The sequence below is a fragment of the Arthrobacter sp. V1I9 genome (genome assembly GCF_030817075.1).
Lineage (GTDB): Bacteria > Actinomycetota > Actinomycetes > Actinomycetales > Micrococcaceae > Arthrobacter.
Map to the genome: position 1 here is coordinate 2,398,824 of NZ_JAUSYU010000001.1, position 17,139 is coordinate 2,415,962.

16 protein-coding genes and 1 pseudogene are annotated in these 17,139 nt (G+C 66.5%); 5 read left to right on the plus strand and 12 right to left on the minus strand.

The window, feature by feature from the left end; all coding sequences use genetic code 11:
* Window positions 1-23: 23 nt before the first annotated feature.
* From QFZ70_RS11325 to truB, 4 genes are all read right to left on the minus strand, one after another.
* Entirely contained in the window at window positions 24-1,007 is a 984-nt protein-coding gene (locus QFZ70_RS11325) for a bifunctional riboflavin kinase/FAD synthetase (RefSeq protein ID WP_307095643.1), read from the minus strand.
* A gap of 136 nt (window positions 1,008-1,143) precedes the next feature.
* A complete protein-coding gene (locus tag QFZ70_RS11330) occupies window positions 1,144-1,599 on the minus strand; it encodes a hypothetical protein (protein WP_307095645.1) in 456 nt (151 codons plus the stop codon).
* Window positions 1,600-1,618: 19 nt separating this feature from the next.
* Window positions 1,619-1,972, minus strand: a complete 354-nt coding sequence (locus tag QFZ70_RS11335) for a hypothetical protein (RefSeq protein WP_307095646.1) — start codon at window positions 1,970-1,972, stop codon at window positions 1,619-1,621.
* 2 nt (window positions 1,973-1,974) lie between these two features.
* The gene (truB, locus tag QFZ70_RS11340; RefSeq protein ID WP_307095648.1) at window positions 1,975-2,928 is read right to left on the minus strand and encodes a tRNA pseudouridine(55) synthase TruB; all 954 of its coding nucleotides are present in this window, start codon (window positions 2,926-2,928) and stop codon (window positions 1,975-1,977) included.
* Window positions 2,929-3,052: 124 nt separating this feature from the next.
* Here truB and QFZ70_RS11345 point away from each other — a divergent pair, with 124 nt between their 5' ends.
* Window positions 3,053-4,207: a pyridoxal phosphate-dependent aminotransferase gene (locus tag QFZ70_RS11345; protein WP_307095649.1), complete on the plus strand. Its 1,155-nt coding sequence runs from the start codon at window positions 3,053-3,055 to the stop codon at window positions 4,205-4,207.
* Window positions 4,208-4,226: 19 nt separating this feature from the next.
* Here QFZ70_RS11345 and trxA read toward each other — a convergent pair.
* Window positions 4,227-4,664, minus strand: a pseudogene (trxA, locus tag QFZ70_RS11350) (thioredoxin).
* 2 nt (window positions 4,665-4,666) lie between these two features.
* Entirely contained in the window at window positions 4,667-5,152 is a 486-nt protein-coding gene (locus QFZ70_RS11355) for a nucleoside deaminase (protein WP_307095651.1), read from the minus strand.
* Between the two features lie 178 nt (window positions 5,153-5,330).
* Between QFZ70_RS11355 and QFZ70_RS11360 the strand changes: the two genes are divergently transcribed.
* Window positions 5,331-6,449 carry a ScyD/ScyE family protein gene (locus tag QFZ70_RS11360; protein ID WP_307095653.1) on the plus strand — a complete coding sequence of 373 codons (1,119 nt, stop codon included), beginning with the start codon at window positions 5,331-5,333 and terminating at the stop codon, window positions 6,447-6,449.
* Between the two features lie 74 nt (window positions 6,450-6,523).
* On the opposite strand, the gene rbfA is transcribed toward QFZ70_RS11360, so the two are convergent.
* The 5 genes from rbfA to rimP all read right to left on the minus strand — a co-directional run bounded on the left by rbfA (window position 6,524) and on the right by rimP (window position 12,463).
* Window positions 6,524-7,036, minus strand: coding sequence for a 30S ribosome-binding factor RbfA (gene rbfA / locus QFZ70_RS11365; protein ID WP_307095654.1), 513 nt, complete (start codon window positions 7,034-7,036; stop codon window positions 6,524-6,526).
* Window positions 7,037-7,278: 242 nt separating this feature from the next.
* On the minus strand, window positions 7,279-10,197 hold the full coding sequence (gene infB, locus QFZ70_RS11370; RefSeq protein ID WP_307095656.1) for a translation initiation factor IF-2: 2,919 nt from the start codon (window positions 10,195-10,197) through the stop codon (window positions 7,279-7,281).
* 152 nt (window positions 10,198-10,349) lie between these two features.
* Complete coding sequence (locus QFZ70_RS11375; RefSeq protein WP_307097864.1) at window positions 10,350-10,691, minus strand: YlxR family protein; 342 nt, start codon at window positions 10,689-10,691, stop codon at window positions 10,350-10,352.
* 183 nt (window positions 10,692-10,874) lie between these two features.
* Entirely contained in the window at window positions 10,875-11,855 is a 981-nt protein-coding gene (gene nusA / locus QFZ70_RS11380) for a transcription termination factor NusA (protein WP_307095658.1), read from the minus strand.
* Window positions 11,855-12,463 (minus strand): ribosome maturation factor RimP, encoded by a 609-nt coding sequence (gene rimP / locus QFZ70_RS11385; RefSeq protein WP_307095659.1) that lies wholly within the window; start codon window positions 12,461-12,463, stop codon window positions 11,855-11,857. Before rimP ends, nusA begins: the two co-directional genes overlap by 1 nt.
* A 105-nt stretch (window positions 12,464-12,568) precedes the next feature.
* Between rimP and QFZ70_RS11390 the strand changes: the two genes are divergently transcribed.
* From QFZ70_RS11390 to QFZ70_RS11400, 3 genes are all read left to right on the plus strand, one after another.
* Window positions 12,569-13,762 (plus strand): ferritin-like domain-containing protein, encoded by a 1,194-nt coding sequence (locus QFZ70_RS11390; protein WP_307095660.1) that lies wholly within the window; start codon window positions 12,569-12,571, stop codon window positions 13,760-13,762.
* 121 nt (window positions 13,763-13,883) lie between these two features.
* On the plus strand, window positions 13,884-14,612 hold the full coding sequence (locus QFZ70_RS11395) for a VIT1/CCC1 transporter family protein (RefSeq protein WP_307095661.1): 729 nt from the start codon (window positions 13,884-13,886) through the stop codon (window positions 14,610-14,612).
* A 49-nt stretch (window positions 14,613-14,661) separates the two neighbouring features.
* Window positions 14,662-15,723, plus strand: a complete 1,062-nt coding sequence (locus QFZ70_RS11400; RefSeq protein WP_307095663.1) for an aminoglycoside phosphotransferase family protein — start codon at window positions 14,662-14,664, stop codon at window positions 15,721-15,723.
* A 21-nt stretch (window positions 15,724-15,744) separates the two neighbouring features.
* On the opposite strand, the gene QFZ70_RS11405 is transcribed toward QFZ70_RS11400, so the two are convergent.
* Complete coding sequence (locus QFZ70_RS11405) at window positions 15,745-17,136, minus strand: pyridoxal-dependent decarboxylase (RefSeq protein ID WP_307095664.1); 1,392 nt, start codon at window positions 17,134-17,136, stop codon at window positions 15,745-15,747.
* Between the last annotated feature and the right edge of the window lie 3 nt (window positions 17,137-17,139).

Here is a 17,139-nt window from a genome sequence, read left to right on the forward strand (position 1 = left end):
GCGCGCTTACCCTGTAGGAGGTTTCAGCGCCTGGCGAGGAGGTGGTGCGCCTGGACCACATCCAGGCGCATCTGGTCCACCAGCGCCTCAGGCCCACGGTATGCCACCATCCCCCTCAGCCGGGCCACGAATTCAACAACTACTGTCTGGCCGTACAGATCGAAGTCCTCCACCGCTTCGTGTGGCCGGTCGATGACATGCGCTTCGACCTGCCGGCTGACGCCGTCGAACGTGGGATTCGACCCCACGGAAATGGCGGCAGGCCAGCGCGTCCCGGCCTGGTCCACCAGCCAGCCGGCATAGATGCCGTCAGCCGGGATGAGTCCGCTGGCGTTACTGGCGAGATTGGCCGTGGGGAATCCGAGCGCACGGCCGCGGGCGGCACCATGCACAACTTCACCGCGCATCCGGTGCGACCGGCCCAGCACAGCCGCGGCGGTGGCGACGTCCCCTTCCTGCAGGGCCTCACGCACCCAGGTGGAGGAGCAGCGGCGGTCTGTGCCGTCGGCGTCATGCAGGGGGTAGCCCTCCGAGCCGAACTCGCTGATCACCTGGACCTCGAACCCGAACTTCCCGCCGAGCGCCTTCATGGTGTCCAGGTCGCCGGAGTTGCCGCGGCCGAACCGGGCGTCATGGCCGATCACCACGTGGCTGGCGCGCAGGCGGTCCACCAGGAACTGCTCCACGAACTCTTCTGCAGTGAGGCTGGCGAGGTCCAGGGAGTACTTCATCACCAGGATGGCGTCCAGGCCCAACTCCCCCAGCGCCTCCAGTTTGTCCTGGAGCCCCATGATCAGCTCAGGCGCGGATTCGGGGCGGTGGACCAGGGCGGGGTGGGGGTCGAAAGTGACGGCCACGGACTTGGCCCGGTTGAGCCGTGCGGTGCGGATCAACTGGGACAGCACCTGCTGATGGCCGCGGTGAACTCCGTCGAAATTCCCAAAGGTGACAACAGATGGGCCGAAGTCCGCCGGGACCTCGGACGGATCGTTCCAGATGTAGACCATCACCCTCGCCTTTTACTGCGTGCACATATTAACGCTCCGGACCCTGACGGCCGCGGAACTCTCTAAAGATTACCTGTATTCACGCAGCGCACCTTGCCAGTCGGCGCGGGACGCCAACCGCCCCGGCGGAACGATGTCAGGACGCGCGGGACGGCCGCCGCCGGTACAGCCACCCCAAACCCAGGATGGGCAGCAGCAACGGAATGAATCCGTAGCCCCGGCCAAACAGGGACCACACCGTCTCATGCGGGAACTGGACGGAATCGAAGACACTCAGGGCGCCAACCACCAGCACGCCAACCAGTTCCACCAGGACGGCTGCGACGGACACTTTGAACCATGTGCTGCCGGCCCGGGCAAGGGAGATCGTGGCAATGACGTACACCAGCGCGGCGAACGCGGACAGCAGATAGGCGAGCGGCGCCTCGGCAAACTTAGTGAGGATCTGGTACCCGGCGCGGGCCGAGGCAGAGATGGCGAAGACCGCATAAACGGCGATCAGCAGGCGTCCCGGCCCGGTGTTGCGCGTGTTCCCGGCCCCGGTTCCGCTCGCGGCGGCGTCCTGGGCGGTTCCGGAGTGCTGGTCTTTCACGTTACGTGCTTCTTCCACTTCAGTACCAGATCTGATTCATTCGGGCGGCCATCACCAGGGCGGTAACCCCGACGGCGGCCAGGACAAAGTTGCTCCACCGGGTACGTTCCAGAATGGACCAGTAGACGGCGGCGGGCGGCAGGAGCATCGCCGTGGCTAGATAGCCCCAGAACTCCCAAGCCTCCCCCGCGATGGGCTCACCCGCGATAACGCGCACGATGGATCCCACCAGGTACACCAGCAGGGCCACCTCGACGGCGGCGACCGAGAGGATGGTGACGTCGTTAGGTGCTTTTTTCAGGATGCCGGCCAGCAGGCACACTCCGCTGGACAGGAGCCCCACCACCAGGATGATGTAAAAATACGCGTCCACCCTCAGGCCACCCCGGACGCGCCGGTACCGGGAGCGCCATTGCCGGGGCCTCCGTTGCCGGGGGCAAAGACCAGCACGGGTTTGGCAAAGCTGCCCGCGTCAGCGAGCAGCGCCACCAGGTTTCCGTCGGGGGCGAAGGCGGCTGCGGGATGTTCGGCCGTGGCTGCATCCGGGCTGCCAGGGGCAGCACCGGCAGCAATCCGCCGGCCAAAGGAGATCTCCGTGGTTTCTTCCGGGCTGAGCTCGCGGTTGGGCATCAGCGCCCGGGCGGCCTCGGACATGTCAAGGACGTTGAGCTCTTCCGCAAGCTGTTCAAGCGTGCGCGCCTGCTCCAATGAGTACGGCCCCACGTGGGTCCGCCGGAGGGCGGTGAGATGTCCACCGACGCCAAGTGCGTTGCCAAGGTCGCGGGCAAGGGCACGGATGTAGGTCCCGGAGGAGCATTCCACTGTGACGTCCAGGTCCACAACGTCGGCCCCGGCGTCCCTGCTGATGCTGTGCACCTCAAACCGGTGGATGGTCACTGGGCGGGCCGCCAGCTTCACTTCTTCCCCGGAGCGGACCCGGGCGTAGGCGCGTTCTCCGTTGACCTTGATGGCGCTTACGCTGCTCGGCACCTGCTGAATTTGCCCGGTCAAGGCCGCAACGCCATCGTGAATTGCCTGCTCGCCCACCGCGGAAGTGCCTGCCGTGGCAGTGACGTCACCTTCGGCGTCGTCCGTGACGGTGGACTGGCCAAGGCGGATGGTGGCGGTGTAGGTCTTGGAGGTGCCCACGATGTACGTGAGCAGGCGGGTCGCCTTGTTGATGCCCACCACCAGGACCCCGGTTGCCATGGGATCCAGCGTCCCGGCGTGCCCCACTTTCCGGGTACCGGCGAGGCGCCGCATCCGGCCAACCACATCATGGCTGGTCCATCCCTGCGGTTTGTCCACTATCACCAGTCCAGAAAGCACGCTTCCCAGTATATCGGCGCTGGTCCCGGCGCCCGCCCACCCGGTGCCGCCCCGCGGAATGCCGGCCCGCCCCCGCTAACGGGGCCAGCCCGTGCTGCAGTGTCCGCCAGTTAGGATGGCAGGCATGCCTGAGCTTGCCGCCCACGTCCGCGACGTCCCCGTCAACCAGATCCGGGAAATCACCGAGGCCGCGTGGCGTACCCCCGGCGCCCTGGTCCTCAGCATCGGCGAGCCCGGGTTCCCGCTCCCCCGCCATATCCTCGACGCCGGCATGGCCTGCCTGGACAGGGACGAGACCAACTACACCCCCAACGCCGGTATTCCGTCACTGCGGGAAGCGTTCGCGGCGAGGTTCCGGGAGCAGCAGGGCTGTGATGTGGGCGCCGACCGCGTGTACGTGGTGGACGGCGCGCAGCAGGGCCTGCACTTCGCCATGAGCCTGCTGCTCTCCCCCGGGGATGAAATCCTGATTCCAAACCCCGGCTACCCCACGTTTGCGATGACCAGCCGCCTCCTGAACGCCGTGCCGGTGGGTTACCCGCTCTACCCTGACCACGGCTTCCAGCCTCGGACCGCGGACATCGAGGCCCTCATCACGGACCGGACCCGGGTGCTGGTCCTGAACTCGCCCTCCAACCCGCTGGGCGCGGTACTCAGCGAGGACCTGACCCGGGAACTCGTGGAGCTGGCCCGCCGGTACGACCTGTGGGTGATCTCTGACGAATGCTATGAGGCGTTTACCTACGATGTCCCACACGTGAGTCCAGCAAGGTTCGAGGGCGTGCTGCCGGGTGAGGCGCGCGTCTTCACCTCGCTGACCCTGTCCAAGACCTATGGCCTCACAGGGCTCCGCATCGGTGCCTTGGTGTGCCCACCGGGGCTGGAGCAAAAGATGAACAACGTCATGGAGTCGATCGTTTCGTGCGTGGCATCGCCGTCGCAGTATGCCGCGCTCGCCGCCCTCACCGGGCCGCAGGATTACGTCCAGCACGCCCACGGGCATTACCGGGCCAACCGGGACGCCGCCTCCGCCGTGCTGGACGCCAAGGGAATTCCCTACTTGAAGGCCGACGGCGCGTTCTACCTGTGGGCCGACGTGTCCCATGTGAGCGGCGGTGACGTGCGCGGGTGGGTGCGGCGCTTCCTTGCGGAGTCGGGCGTCGCACTTGCACCGGGAACTGCCTTCGGCTCCATCGGTGAGGGCTGGGTGCGGATCGCGCTGTGCGGCAAAAAGCAGGAGCTGCTGGACGGCCTGGCCCGGCTGCCGGAACGCGCCTAGGCCGAATGGCGGTCCTTTGTCAGCGGCGGGTTCCGGAAAGAGCTCCGTCCAGCCATTGGCGCAGAACCTCTGCGGGGGCGGCGCCGGCCTGCCGGGCTGCCACTGTGCCGTCCACCAGAACCATCAGGGTGGGAATGGCCTGCACGTCAAAACGCCGGGACAGGCCCGGGGATTTGTCGACGTCCACCTTCACCAGCTTGATTTCGCCGGCCCGTTCACGCGCCAGCTTGTCCAGGACAGGGCTCACCATACGGCAGGGCCCGCACCACGCCGCCCAGAAGTCCACCAGCACCGGAACGGGCGACTGCTCGGCTACGGTGCCGAAGTCAGCATCGCCAGCGTCCACAATTCAGGGCAGCCCGCCCCGGCAGCTGCCGCAGCGGGGCCTGCCGGCAGCGCTGGCGGGCACCCGGTTGGTCTTCCCGCAGTGCGGGCATTTAACGAGGGTGGCATCCATACCTAGTAGTCTTTCCGGCTTTGGTGGGCGGCGCCCCACGCGTGGAAGGGCGCGTCCGACGCCGGCACGTCACCCCGGGTGACCGGCAACAGTTCCGGGCGGGTCCCCGAGAAGTAGTCGTAGAAAACAGCGTCGTCAAAGCCTGCGGAAGCAGCACCGTACCGGTCCGCGGCGAAATATACGCGGTCTATCCGCGCCCAGAGGGCAGAAGCCAGGCACAGCGGGCACGGCTCGCAGCTGGTGTAAAGAACCGCGCCGCGCAGGTCGAAGTTCCGCACTGCAGCCGCAGCCGTACGGATGGCAACCACTTCGGCGTGGGCCGTGGGATCGTTGTCGCGGGTGACGCGGTTGACGCCCTCGTGCACCCGCCCATCCTTCGTCACCACCAGCGCACCGAACGGCCCGCCCCCATCCGCGACGTTTCGGGTGGCCAGGGCTACCGCCCGTTCGAGGTACTGGCTGGTATTGCCGTGGTCCGCCTGAGTCATAGCTAGATCCTAGCCAAGGGGCTGGCATTAGGGGGCGAAAATAGGGGGCGGAATAGGGGGAGATCCCGGCGACACAGTTGCTGTGCAGGCATACTCTGGCGCGGGGGGTTTCCGCATTTTTGCCTCTTACGAGGCTCCTTATACAGGCCCGCCAAGGGCGCCAAACCCGGAGTACCCCATGAAGAAGAAATTTTCAATCGTCGCTTGTCTCGCTGCTGCTGTGATCGCAATTCCTGCCGGCCCCGCGCTGGCGGGCTCCACCCCTGAGCAATCGGAGCCGCGGACCCTGGCGGAGAACCTCATTGGACCCCTGAGCCTGGCCGTGGACTCCGAAGAGTCTGTTCTGGTCACCCAGAATTTCGCCGGGCTCCTCAGCCGTGTCAACGACGATGGCTCCACCACCACCCTCTACAAGGGCAAGAAGGGTTGGGACGTAGCCGGTGTGGAAACCCGGCGCGGAACCATCTACTTCGTGGAAAGCGTGGGCGCCGGTGATCCGAAGGCTCTCGAGGGCTACCTGAAGTCCATTGACTCACAGGGGGAAGTGCGCACTATTGCCAACCTGGCCGGCTACGAACGCGAAAATAACCCGGACCGCGATCAGCATTACGGCTTCGGCGCCGACGTCACAGCCGCATGCCTGGCCGATTGGCCTGCCTTCCCGCCTGCCCGTTACCAGGGGGCTCTGGACTCGCACCCCTACGGGGTGGCCGTGCGGGGCGATACCGCCTACGTCGCTGACGCAGGAGCAAACGCCATCCTGGAAGTGAACGTAGAGACAGGCGACGTTTCCACGTTGGCAGTCCTGCCGCCCCGGCCTGCCGTAATCCCTGCAGGGACGAAGATCCCGGTGGACATGGCGGGGACGACTGTGGAGGTCCCTGCGTGCGTGGTGGGCCACGAATACGCCTTTGAACCCGTACCGACGGACGTGGAGTTCGGCCCGGACGGCCGGCTGTACGTCACGTCCCTTCCCGGCGGACCGGAGGATCCTTCACTCGGAGCCCGCGGAGCCATCTTCCGTGTGAACCCCTGGAGCGGCTCTTCCCGTGTGTGGGCTGAGGACATCCTGAGCCCCACTGGCCTTGCCATCGCTGACGACGGCGACGCGTACGTAGCGTCCATGTTCGGCAACGGGATCATCAAGATCGACGCCTGGACCTGCGACAAGTCACAGTTCCTCGCCATCGACGGGCCGGCAGCGGTGGAAGTCCGCGGACAGTCGCTGTATGCCACGGCAGGATTCAATTTCGCTGACCCAAGCAAAGGCAAGGTAATCAAAGCGGGCATCCGGTAGGACAAGACATAGTTTCCTGGGAAGCAGAAACCCCGGGCCGCAACTGCGGCCCGGGGTTTCTGCTGCCATGATGGCTACTGCTTGTTGCCGTCCTCGTCGAGTTCCTCGCCGTCCGTGACGTCAAAGTCCTCTTCATCAAAGTCGTCTTCGTCGATGTCCACATCGGCCGACGCATCGCTCTTATAGGGATCGGCATCCCCCGCGTGGCTTGCGCTGGCAGCCAGGGCTGCCACTTCGGCGTCACGCTTTTTGGCTTCCCGGAGGAGTTCCTCCAGGTTGGATGCAATAACGGGAACCTCATCTGAGACGAACTCAAGGGTGGGAGTAAGGCGAATGCTGAGATTGCGCCCCACCTCCTGGCGAAGTACACCCTTGGCTTTCTCCAGGCCCTTGGCAGCATCAGCCTGAACGGCCTGGTCACCAAAAACGGTGTAGTAGAGGGTGGCATGCTGCAAATCATTCGTCACCCGGGCATCGGTAACGGTGATGCCCTCCAGCCGAGGATCCTTAACCTTCCGGCCAAGGGCCTCAGCAACAACAACCTTAATCCGCTGCGCCAATTTGGCAGCACGTGCCGGATCAGCCATTTCCACTCCTAAAAAAATTTGGGGGTACGACGACGTGGTGCAACAGACGTACCCACGTTCAATGGATGCCACGCACCCAAGGTGCGTCACGTAACGGACTCACGTTGGGATTTTTCCGGCGGCCTGGGAGTGGCATCGGGCCTGCCGAAGCTGGGCGGCAAAGGATCGCAGATCCATTGCCGCCCAGCGTAGGGGCGGGGCCGCCGGAAAAATTCCAACGGCACCCTGCCTAAACGAGCAACTTAGACGCGCGGCTTCTCACGCATCTCGAAGGTCTCGATGATGTCGCCTTCGGTGATGTCGTTGTAAGAGCCAAGACCGATACCACACTCGAAGTCCGTGCGGACCTCGGTGGCGTCGTCCTTGAAGCGCTTGAGCGTCTCAACGGTGAGGTTGTCACCGATGATCTTGCCGTCGCGGCTGATGCGGGCCTTGGTGTTGCGCCGGATGATGCCGGAGCGGACGATCGAGCCGGCGATGTTTCCGAACTTGGAGGAACGGAAGACTTCGCGGACCTCGGCGGTGCCCAACTGGAATTCTTCGTATTCCGGCTTGAGCATGCCCTTGAGCGCCATCTCGATGTCATCAATTGCTGCGTAGATGACGGAGTAGAAGCGCATGTCCACGCCTTCGCGGTCTGCCAGTTCGGCAACACGCTCGGCAGGCTTGACGTTGAAGCCGATGATGACGGCGCTGTCGACCGTCGCCAGGTTGACGTCGTTCTGCGTGATGGCACCAACACCGCGGTGGATGACGCGAAGCTGCACGCCTTCGCCGACGTCGATCTTGAGCAGCGCGTCTTCGAGGGCTTCCACGGCACCGGATACGTCACCCTTGAGGATGAGGTTGAGGGTGTCGATCTTGCCTTCGGCGACGGCCTGGTCGAAGTCTTCCAGGCTGATGCGCTTGCGGCGCTTGGCCAGGGCGGCATTGCGGTCGGCTGCTTCACGCTTCTCGGCGATCTGGCGGGCGGTGCGCTCGTCAGCGGTCACGAAGAAGGTGTCGCCTGCACGCGGCACGTTGGACAGACCCAGCACCTGGACGGGGCGGGACGGGCCGGCCTCGGTCAGGGCGCTGCCGTCGTCGTCGAACATCGCACGGACGCGGCCGTGGGCGGTGCCTGCAACGATGGTGTCGCCGACGCGCAGCGAGCCGGACTGCACCAGGACGGTGGCCACGGAACCGCGGCCCTTGTCCAGGTTGGCTTCGATGGCGATACCGCGGGCGTCCTTGTTCGGGTTGGCGCGCATGTCCAGGGCAGCGTCTGCGGTGAGCAGGACTGCCTCGAGCAGCTCGTCGATGTTGAGGTTCTGGCGGGCAGAGACCTCCACGAACATGGTGTCGCCACCGTATTCCTCGGGAACCAGGCCGTACTCGGTCAGCTGGCCGCGGACCTTGTCCGGGTTGGCGCCTTCCTTGTCGATCTTGTTCACGGCCACCACGATGGGCACGTTGGCCGCCTGGGCGTGGTTGAGGGCTTCAACGGTCTGGGGCATCACGCCGTCGTCCGCTGCGACCACCAGGATGGCGATGTCGGTGACCTTCGCACCACGGGCACGCATGGCGGTGAACGCCTCGTGGCCCGGGGTATCGATGAAGGTGATCTTCCGGTCGTCGCCTTCGTGGTTGTGTGTGACCTGGTAGGCACCGATGTGCTGCGTGATGCCGCCGTGCTCGCCCGCCATAACGTCGGACTTGCGGATGGCATCAAGGAGGCGGGTTTTACCGTGGTCCACGTGGCCCATAACGGTGACAACCGGAGGACGTGCCTCGAGGTCTTCGTCGCCTTCGGCTTCGAGTTCGGCTTCGAAGTCGATGTCGAAGGTGGAGAGCAGCTCGCGCTCCTCGTCCTCCGGCGACACAACCTGAAGCTTGTAGCCAAGCTCCTCGCCCAGCAGCGCAAAGGTTTCCTCGTCCAGCGACTGCGTGGCCGTTGCCATTTCACCGAGGTGGAACAGCACGGTTACCAGTGCGGCGGGGTTCGCCTCGATCTTGTCGGCGAAGTCCGTGATGGACGAGCCGCGGCGGAGGCGGATCACAGTGTTGCCGTCGCCGCGGGGTACGCTCACGCCACCCAGCGACGGGGCACTCATCTGCTCAAGTTCCTGGCGCTTTGCACGCTTCGACTTGCGCTGCTTGCCACGTCCGGCGCCACCCTTGCCGAAGGCACCCTGGGTGCCACCGCGTCCGCGGCCGCCCTTGCCAAAGCCACCACCGGCGGGAGCACCGCCGCCGCCACCGGGACCACCGGTTCCGGGAGCGCCGCCCGGGCGTCCCGGGCCACGGCCACCGGCACCCGGACGTCCGGCACCGGCCGGAGCCGGGCGTTCAGTGCGGTTGGGCATCATGCCCGGAGTAGGACGGTTTCCACCGGCACCACCGGGACGGGGTGCACCCGGACGGGGTCCGCCGGCACCTGCGGCGGGACGGGGCCCACCGGCGCCTGCTGCGGGACGCGGACCACCGGGACGGGGGCCGCCGGCACCTGCTGCGGGACGCGGACCACCGGGACGGTCGCCGTCGGTACGGCTTCCGCCCGGGCGGGGCATGCCCTGGGAGGTGGCAAACGGGTTGTTGCCGGGACGGGGAGCGCGGTCACCGTCACCGCCACGGCCGCGGGGCATGCCCTGCGAGGTGGCGAAGGGGTTGTTGCCCGGACGGGGACCGCCGGGACGGGGAGCTGAACCGCCCTGCCCGCCGGAGCGGGGAGGTGCTGCCGGAGTCTCGGCCTTGGGGGCCGGGCGTGCACCGGGCTTTGCGCCGGTGGACGGTGCAGCGGGGGCTGCCGGAGCTGCAGGCGCGCTGGCAGCAGGGGCTGCCGGTGCCACGGGTGCTGCCGGCGCGGCGGGTGCCGATGCAGCCGGAGCTGCGGGGGCAGGTGCCTGCGCCTTGGGGGCCGGAGCCTTGGGCGCCGCCGGACCGGGAGCGGGGGTTGAAGGACGTGCCTCTGCCGCCGGGGCTGCTGCCTTGGGCGCGGCCGCCGGTGCTGATGCCTTGGCAGCAGCGTCGGGGAAGGCGTTGCGCAGTTTGCGCACAACGGGGGCCTCAATGGTGGAAGAGGCGGAGCGAACGAATTCGCCCAGTTCCTGCAGTTTTGTCACTGCATCTTTGGAAGTTATACCGAGCTCTTTGGCGAGCTCGTGTACGCGGACCTTGGCCACATTTCTCCTGTCTCGGTCCGCACCGAGCCAGGCACGAACCGTCTACTTCTTACTGCGGGCCCAAGCCGCGATTACTGCAGAAGGGCCCATTGCAGAGCGCAACAAAGTTGTCATCGTTGCGCACTCATCGCTGGGAACTCATCGGGTTTCCATCAGATTTCTGACCCGCTTTCAGGTTGGACGGTTGGTGTTGCAGTTGCCGTGGCTGCAACGTTCGCTCCCGACTTGATCCAGTGTTCGACGGCGGCCGTTCCGGTTGCGCCCGAAAGGGCACGTCCGAAAGCCCGCCGTTTAATCGCCAGAGCCAGGCACGATTCGCTGGGGTGCAGCCATGCACCCCGGCCAGCCATCCGGCGTCGTTCATCCACCAGGACAGCGGTTGATCCGCTGCCTTCGGCGACGAGCCGGAGTAATTCATTCCGCTTGCCCTTCTTCCGGCAGCCGATGCAGGTACGTTCCGGTTGATTCCCGTTGGAAAGCACTGCCACGGTCATCTTCCTGACGTTCATATCTGCTGGCCCTGGAATTCCTTACCTCCGCTTGTTCAAGCGGAAGGGGCACTCGCAGGGCGCACAACTGCCGGCCGTTAGGCGCGGCCTTTTCTATTCTAGCCCCTCCGGGCCGTTCTGCCCGAAACCCCAGTGCGGTTCCGGCGTGGCCCGCCCTGCCGGGCGGGGCTAGTTTTCGCGCGCGGTTGCGGCGTCGGAAACGATGTCGATGCGCCAGCCGGTGAGCTTGGCCGCCAGGCGGGCGTTCTGGCCCTCCTTGCCGATGGCCAGGGAAAGCTGGTAATCGGGAACCACCACGCGGGCGGAACGGGTGGCCTCATCGGTAATGGTGACCGAATTCACCCGCGACGGGGACAATGCACTGGCAATGAACGTAGCCGGATTCTCGCTGAAGTCGACGATGTCGATCTTTTCGTCATTCAGTTCGGTCATCACGGCGCGCACGCGCGAGCCCATTTCGCCGATGCAGGCACCCTTGGCGTTGATACCGGCGGCGTTGGCCTTGACGGCGATCTTGGTGCGGTGGCCGGCTTCCCTGGCCAGTGCGACGATCTCGACGGAGCGGTCGGCGATTTCCGGTACTTCCAGTTCGAAGAGTTTCCGGACCAGTCCCGGGTGCGACCGGGACAGCGTCACGGACGGGCCCTTCGAGCCGCGGTGGACGTCGATGACCAGGGCACGCAGGCGGTTGCCGTGGATGTACTTTTCCCCTGGGACCTGTTCGGGCGGCGGCAGGAGGGCTTCAACGGCGCCCAGGTTGACCTGGACCATGTGCGGGTTGTGTCCCTGCTGGATGGTGCCGGCCACGAGTTCACCTTCGCGGCCCTTGAACTCGCCCAGGACGTTGTCGTCCTCGACGTCGCGCAGCCGCTGCAGGATGATCTGCCGGGCCGTGCTGGCAGCGATGCGGCCAAAACCTTCCGGGGTATCCTCGAACTCGCCGATGGGGGCGCCGTCGTCGTCAATTTCCACGGCCCAAATGGTGACGTGGCCGCTCTTGCGGTCCAGCTCCGCGCGGGCCTTTTCGAAGGCGCCGGGCGACTTGTGGTAAGCCACCAGGAGCGCCTGCTCGATGGTGGGGATCAGGAGGTCCAGCGGGATTTCACGCTCACGCTCCAGAAGTCTCAGTGCGCTCATGTCAATATCCATCAGGCCTCCTCAGAAGGTCCATTGTGTTCAGTTTCCAGACCATTCCCGTTGAGGTGGCTGAATTCGATCTCGACTTTTCCGTTGCGGATCCTGTCGAAAGGAAGCTTGATGGGATCGCCCTGCTTGGGCTTCATCCCCTTTTTAACGGCGATTTCGGGCACAATCATCACACCGCCGTCATCCACCGACTGAACGCGGCCCATAACGTTGTCGCCCTGGACGACGTTGACTTTCACCATCCGGCCCTTGGCGCGGTGCCAGTGCCGCGGCTCCGTCAGCGGCCGGCCGACACCGGGCGAGGACACCTCAAGGTCGTAGGGGCGGCCGTCGTCGGCAGGATCGTTGTCCAGCACATCGGACAGCACCTTGGAGATGTCAGCAATGACGTCAAGGCTGACCCCGCCGGTTTCCTCCTGGGGAAGGTCCACCACCACGTGGACCACCCGGTGGGAACCGGGGACGATGGCGACGTCCTCAAGGTACAGGCGGTTGGCCTGGACCGAGGGTTCAAGGAGTGCCCTGAGCCGTGCAGCTTCCGGATTGTGTGCGGCCTCAGCCTTACCCGTAGCGGTCTGGTCTGATGAAGCTGTGGCTTCTGCATTGCTCACGATGCCGGCCGCCTCCCGTTAGATGATGTTGTGTGTACTAGCGTAGCTATTTTAGCGGTTCATTGGTGCACGAAGTCCCCCCTCGGCGTGACACCATGGTCTGTTGTGAAAGACGACGACCAGGAAAACCGCCCGCGGATGCGCTATTTCCGGTACGCCGTTTTTTCGCTCACAGCCCTCCTCGTCCTGAGCCTGGGTTTCGCGCTGATCCCGCCTGAACCGCCTGCACCTGCGGAACCGCCGTTCTCCGAACAGGCGCGCGCAGCCGCCTTGGAAGAGGCGCTGCGGCTCCGTTCTGCCGGGCTGGAACTTGGCGCTGCCGGAGGGAACGTTTCCACCGGCGGGACTGCGGCAGCCCCAATGGATCAGGTTGTGACATTGCTGACCTTCCAGGCCCGGGCGCTGCTGCTTCCTGACAGTCCGGCTTCCGCTGAAGCTAGGGCGTCAGCTACGGCTACGGCGACGGCGTCCCTTCCGGCCGGGGCTCCCCCCACGGTTGCTCCCCCGTCGTCGGCTCCTCCTGCCCAAGTGACTGTGGCCGGGTTCGCCGCCGCCCTCGCCGCCAGCGGGCAGCAACGCCTGAAGGACGCGGAAACGGCCGACGGCGGCATCTCGCGGCTGCTGGCCGGCAGCGGCATCGCGCAGCTTCTGGCAGCCGAACAGCTTGGGGCGAAAGCTTCACCATCCCGGGGCGACCAGGGGCAGCAAGGCATGGCGCAGGACGGGACAGCGCCGGAAGGCACGGCAGCTACGCCGGGCTCGACGGAGCCCGCAGCGGCGTCTGCCTGCCCGTCCGCTCCCCCCGGGCAGGCGGACGCCAACGTCGACGCCAATGCCGCCGAGGGCACGGTGGATGACAACGGTGTCAGCGTGGGGGCCGCTCTTGTAGCCGCGGCTGAGGCGGAACTGGAGACGGTGTACGGGTACCAGGCCGCCCTCACCCGCCTTCCCCCGGAAGCGGTACGCGCGGCGTCGGACCACCTGAAACAGCATCAGGACCTCGCCGATCAGGCCGCAACGATCAGCCGGCTGCACTGCGGGACTCCAGCCCCGCAGCCGCCCGGCTACGTCCTGGACCAGGAGTTCCTGGATGCTCCGGCGGCAGGACTTGCCCGGCTGGAGGCCGACACCTTGCCGGCTTATGGGGACATTGTGGCAATTACCGACGGCAGCACGCGGGCTTGGGCCCTGTCAGCACTGCAGGGAGGGGCCCGCCGAGCGCAGCACTGGGGCGCCGGTCCAGACCCGCTTCCGGGTCTTGTCCTGGACGAAGCGCAGCTTCCCCCACTGCCCGGATAGGGCAGCCTGGCCCCGATCGGCTGCTAGGCCTGGCCCCGTCCGGCTGCTCAGGGAGCGGCCCCGGGCGGCCTGGAGTTGCTGGTGCTGGCGGGTCCGCCGAGCCGGGTGGTTTGCTGTAGGGATGGACGCCGCCACCGCACCCTCCTTCCATAACAACGAACCGCACGGCAACGACATGGCGCAGCGGCTGAACTGGCTGCGGGCGGGCGTCCTTGGTGCCAACGACGGCATCGTCTCGGTGGCCGCCATCGTTGTGGGCGTCGCGGGAGCCACCGCCGCAACCGGGCCGATACTGACGGCAGGAGCTGCGGGCCTGGTGGGCGGGGCCGTGTCCATGGCGCTGGGCGAATATGTCTCCGTCAGCAGCCAAAGCGACAGCCAGCGGGCCCTGATAGAGAAGGAACGCCGTGAACTGGCGGAGGAACCGGAAGAGGAACTTGCAGAGCTGACTGCCCTCTACCTGGCCAAGGGCCTCAGCCCGGAAACAGCCGGCAAAGTAGCTGAGGAACTCACGGCGCATGACGCACTGGCCGCGCACCTGTCCGCCGAGCTCAACATCGACGAGACGGACATCGTCAGCCCTTGGCATGCGGCCTTTGCCTCCGCCGTCGCTTTCATCACCGGCGCAATCCTCCCCATGCTGGCAATCCTGCTCCCGCCGCCGGAGATCCGGGTCCCCGTCACCTTCGCCGCAGTCCTCCTTGCCCTGGCACTGACGGGTGCGCTGGGGGCTTGGATCGGCGGCGGCTCCAAAGCCCGGGCAGCAGTCCGTGTCGTAGCAGGCGGAGCCCTGGCGCTCGCCGCCACGTTCATCCTTGGCAACCTGCTGGGGGCCACGGGCGTGGTCTGAAGAAGCATCCTGCCACGCCGGCCGCTCCCCTGCCCCTACGCTGGAACTGATGAGCGAACAGGCGGCAGTACCAATCCCACCCGACCTCACTGCGCGGTACAGCCGCAGCAGCGCAGGGCGGGCCTGGCTTGCATCCCTGCCGGGCCTCATCCAGGGCCGGCTGGACAACTGGCAGCTGACGCCGGACCTGCCCCGCGGCTCCCTGCCCTGGAACGGCCATGGCGGGGTGGTCATCCCGGTGCAGCAGGTGGACGGCACTCCGGCGGCCCTCAAAATCGCTTTCCCGCATGACGAAGCCCGGGTTGAGCGGCATGCCCTCGCCTTATGGCAGGGACGGGGGGCGGTGGCGCTGTTGACCTCCGATGCGGGTACCTGCGCCATGCTCCTGGAACGGCTCGACGGCGAACGCTCCCTCGCCGCTGTCCCCATGAAGGACGCTGTGGAGGTGTGGGCAGGCGTGCTGCGGCAGCTGAGCCTCACGCCCGATGACCGGCCGCAGTGGCAGGAGTTCGAACACATCGCCGCGCGGGCAGAGCAGTGGAGTGACGACCTGCCCGTGGAATGGGAACAGCTGGGGCGTCCCTTCCCGCGCTGGCTGCTCGAGGCAGCCCTCGAGGTGTGCCAAACCCGCGGGGCGGTGGGCAGGCGTTCGGCCCGCGATGTCCTGGTCCACACGGACCTGCATTTCCTCAATGTCCTGGCCAGGCCGTCTGCGTCCGCACCGGCAGGTCTTCCATCCTCGCCGGTACTTCCGACGGCGGCAGGCTTCGCCGCCATCGATCCCCAGCCCATGATCGGGGAGCCGGAGTTCGCCGTGGCGCCGCTGCTGTGGAACCGCTTGTCCGACTTGCCCGTCAAGGACACCGGAGCAGGGCTGCGGCAACGCTGTTCTGATTTCAGTTCCGCTGCCGGGCTGGACCCGGACGTTGCACGGCAATGGGGCATCGCCCGGGAAGTGGAGAACGCTTTGGCTTACGCGGGAAAGCCGGACCATCGAGGCGACCTTGAGCGTTCCCTATGGGTGGCCAGCACTTTGGCCGGCCAGACCTTGGACGGGCTGCCGTCCGCACATCGCCTGCCGGAACCGGGAGCGGCGCCCAGGGCGCGCTGACGCTGAAGGTTTCCCGTGACGTCAGATGTCCCGCACGGCCGCGAGGGCGGACCCGACGGCCGCCACGGCGGTGCGCACTTCGTCCTCCCCCGTTTGCCAGTTACTGACGGAAATACGCAGGATGTCCCGGTCCTGCCAGCGGGAGCCGGACATCCATACCCTGCCGTCCGCGATGATGCGTGCTGTCACGGCACGGGTCGTGGCGTCGTCGCCGAACGCCACGCAGACCTGTGTGTAGCCGACGTCGTTCAGGACCTCCACGCCGTCGATTCCTGCCAGCCCGGCCGCAATCTCCGACGCCGCGGCCACAAGCCCGCGCACCTGGGCTGCAACGCCGTCGCTGCCCAGGCTTTTCAGTGCCGCCCATACAGGCACACCCCGGGCACGGCGGGACAACTCCGGCACCTTTTCGAAGGGGTCACCCAAGCCCTCGCCGTCCTGTATGAGGTAGCTGGTGTGCAGGCCCATGGCGGATCTGAGAGCCGCCGCGTCGCGGACAATGGCAATGCCGCAGTCGTACGGCACGTTCAGCGTCTTGTGGGCGTCGGTCCCCCACGAGTCAGCGTCCTCGTAGCCGCCTGTCAGGTCCCGAAGTTCGGGCACCGCCGCCGCCCAGAGTCCGAAAGCACCGTCGATGTGGACCCACGCGCCATGCTTCCGGGCGATGCGGATGGCTTGGGCGAAAGGGTCAAAAGCCCCGGAGTGCAGGTTTCCTGCCTGCAGGCAGACCAGAGCCGGCCCGGAACCGCCAGCCAGCGCCGCCTCGAGGGCTGCGGGAATCAACCGCCCCTGATCGTCAGCATCAACCACCACCGGTCTTCCCAGCCCCAGATACCGGAGGGCAAGGTCTACGGTGTCGTGCCGTTCCCGGCCCACGAAGCAGCGAATTCGAGGTGCCCCGCTCAGCCCGTCCCGGTCCAGGTCCCACCCTGCATCGGCGAGAAGCCGCCACCGTCCTGCTGCCAGCCCCGTGAAGTTGGCCATGGTGGCTCCGGTGACGAACCCGACGTCGGACGCGGCAGGAAGAGCCAGCAGCTCCAGCAGCCAGGCCCCTGCGCTTTCCTCGATGGCCGCCATGGCGGGGGTGGCGTAGCGGAGGCCGGCGTTCTGGTCCCAGGCGCTCACCAGCCAGTCAGAGGCAAGGGCAGCCGGCAGCGTTCCGCCGATCACCCAGCCGAAGAAGCGGCCGGATGGCATGGCCATGAGCCCCGGCTCGGCTGTCCGGGCCAGGAGGTCAACGACGTCCTCGGCCGCCATGCCGGAGGCGGGCAAGGGCCCCCCGAAAGCGCCCGTGAGGTCAGGGGCGGGCAGGCGCGGGCCAACAGGCCTTTCAGGCATACTGCGCAGCCAGTTCCCGGCATGGCCGGCAGCGGCAGCTAAAGCACGGGCGTACTCGTCTTCACCGTGTGGCATAGC

What these genes read in the sequence shown, in the direction of transcription:
- QFZ70_RS11405 (WP_307095664.1), bottom strand. Translation starts at nt 17,136, where the DNA reads ATGCCACACGGTGAAGACGAGTACGCCCGTGCTTTAGCTGCCGCTGCC.
- QFZ70_RS11345 (WP_307095649.1), top strand. Translation starts at nt 3,053, where the DNA reads ATGCCTGAGCTTGCCGCCCACGTCCGCGACGTCCCCGTCAACCAGATC.
- QFZ70_RS11325 (WP_307095643.1), bottom strand. Translation starts at nt 1,007, where the DNA reads ATGGTCTACATCTGGAACGATCCGTCCGAGGTCCCGGCGGACTTCGGC.
- QFZ70_RS11400 (WP_307095663.1), top strand. Translation starts at nt 14,662, where the DNA reads ATGAGCGAACAGGCGGCAGTACCAATCCCACCCGACCTCACTGCGCGG.
- QFZ70_RS11395 (WP_307095661.1), top strand. Translation starts at nt 13,884, where the DNA reads ATGGACGCCGCCACCGCACCCTCCTTCCATAACAACGAACCGCACGGC.
- rbfA (WP_307095654.1), bottom strand. Translation starts at nt 7,036, where the DNA reads ATGGCTGATCCGGCACGTGCTGCCAAATTGGCGCAGCGGATTAAGGTT.
- QFZ70_RS11360 (WP_307095653.1), top strand. Translation starts at nt 5,331, where the DNA reads ATGAAGAAGAAATTTTCAATCGTCGCTTGTCTCGCTGCTGCTGTGATC.
- nusA (WP_307095658.1), bottom strand. Translation starts at nt 11,855, where the DNA reads ATGGATATTGACATGAGCGCACTGAGACTTCTGGAGCGTGAGCGTGAA.
- QFZ70_RS11375 (WP_307097864.1), bottom strand. Translation starts at nt 10,691, where the DNA reads ATGACCGTGGCAGTGCTTTCCAACGGGAATCAACCGGAACGTACCTGC.
- QFZ70_RS11355 (WP_307095651.1), bottom strand. Translation starts at nt 5,152, where the DNA reads ATGACTCAGGCGGACCACGGCAATACCAGCCAGTACCTCGAACGGGCG.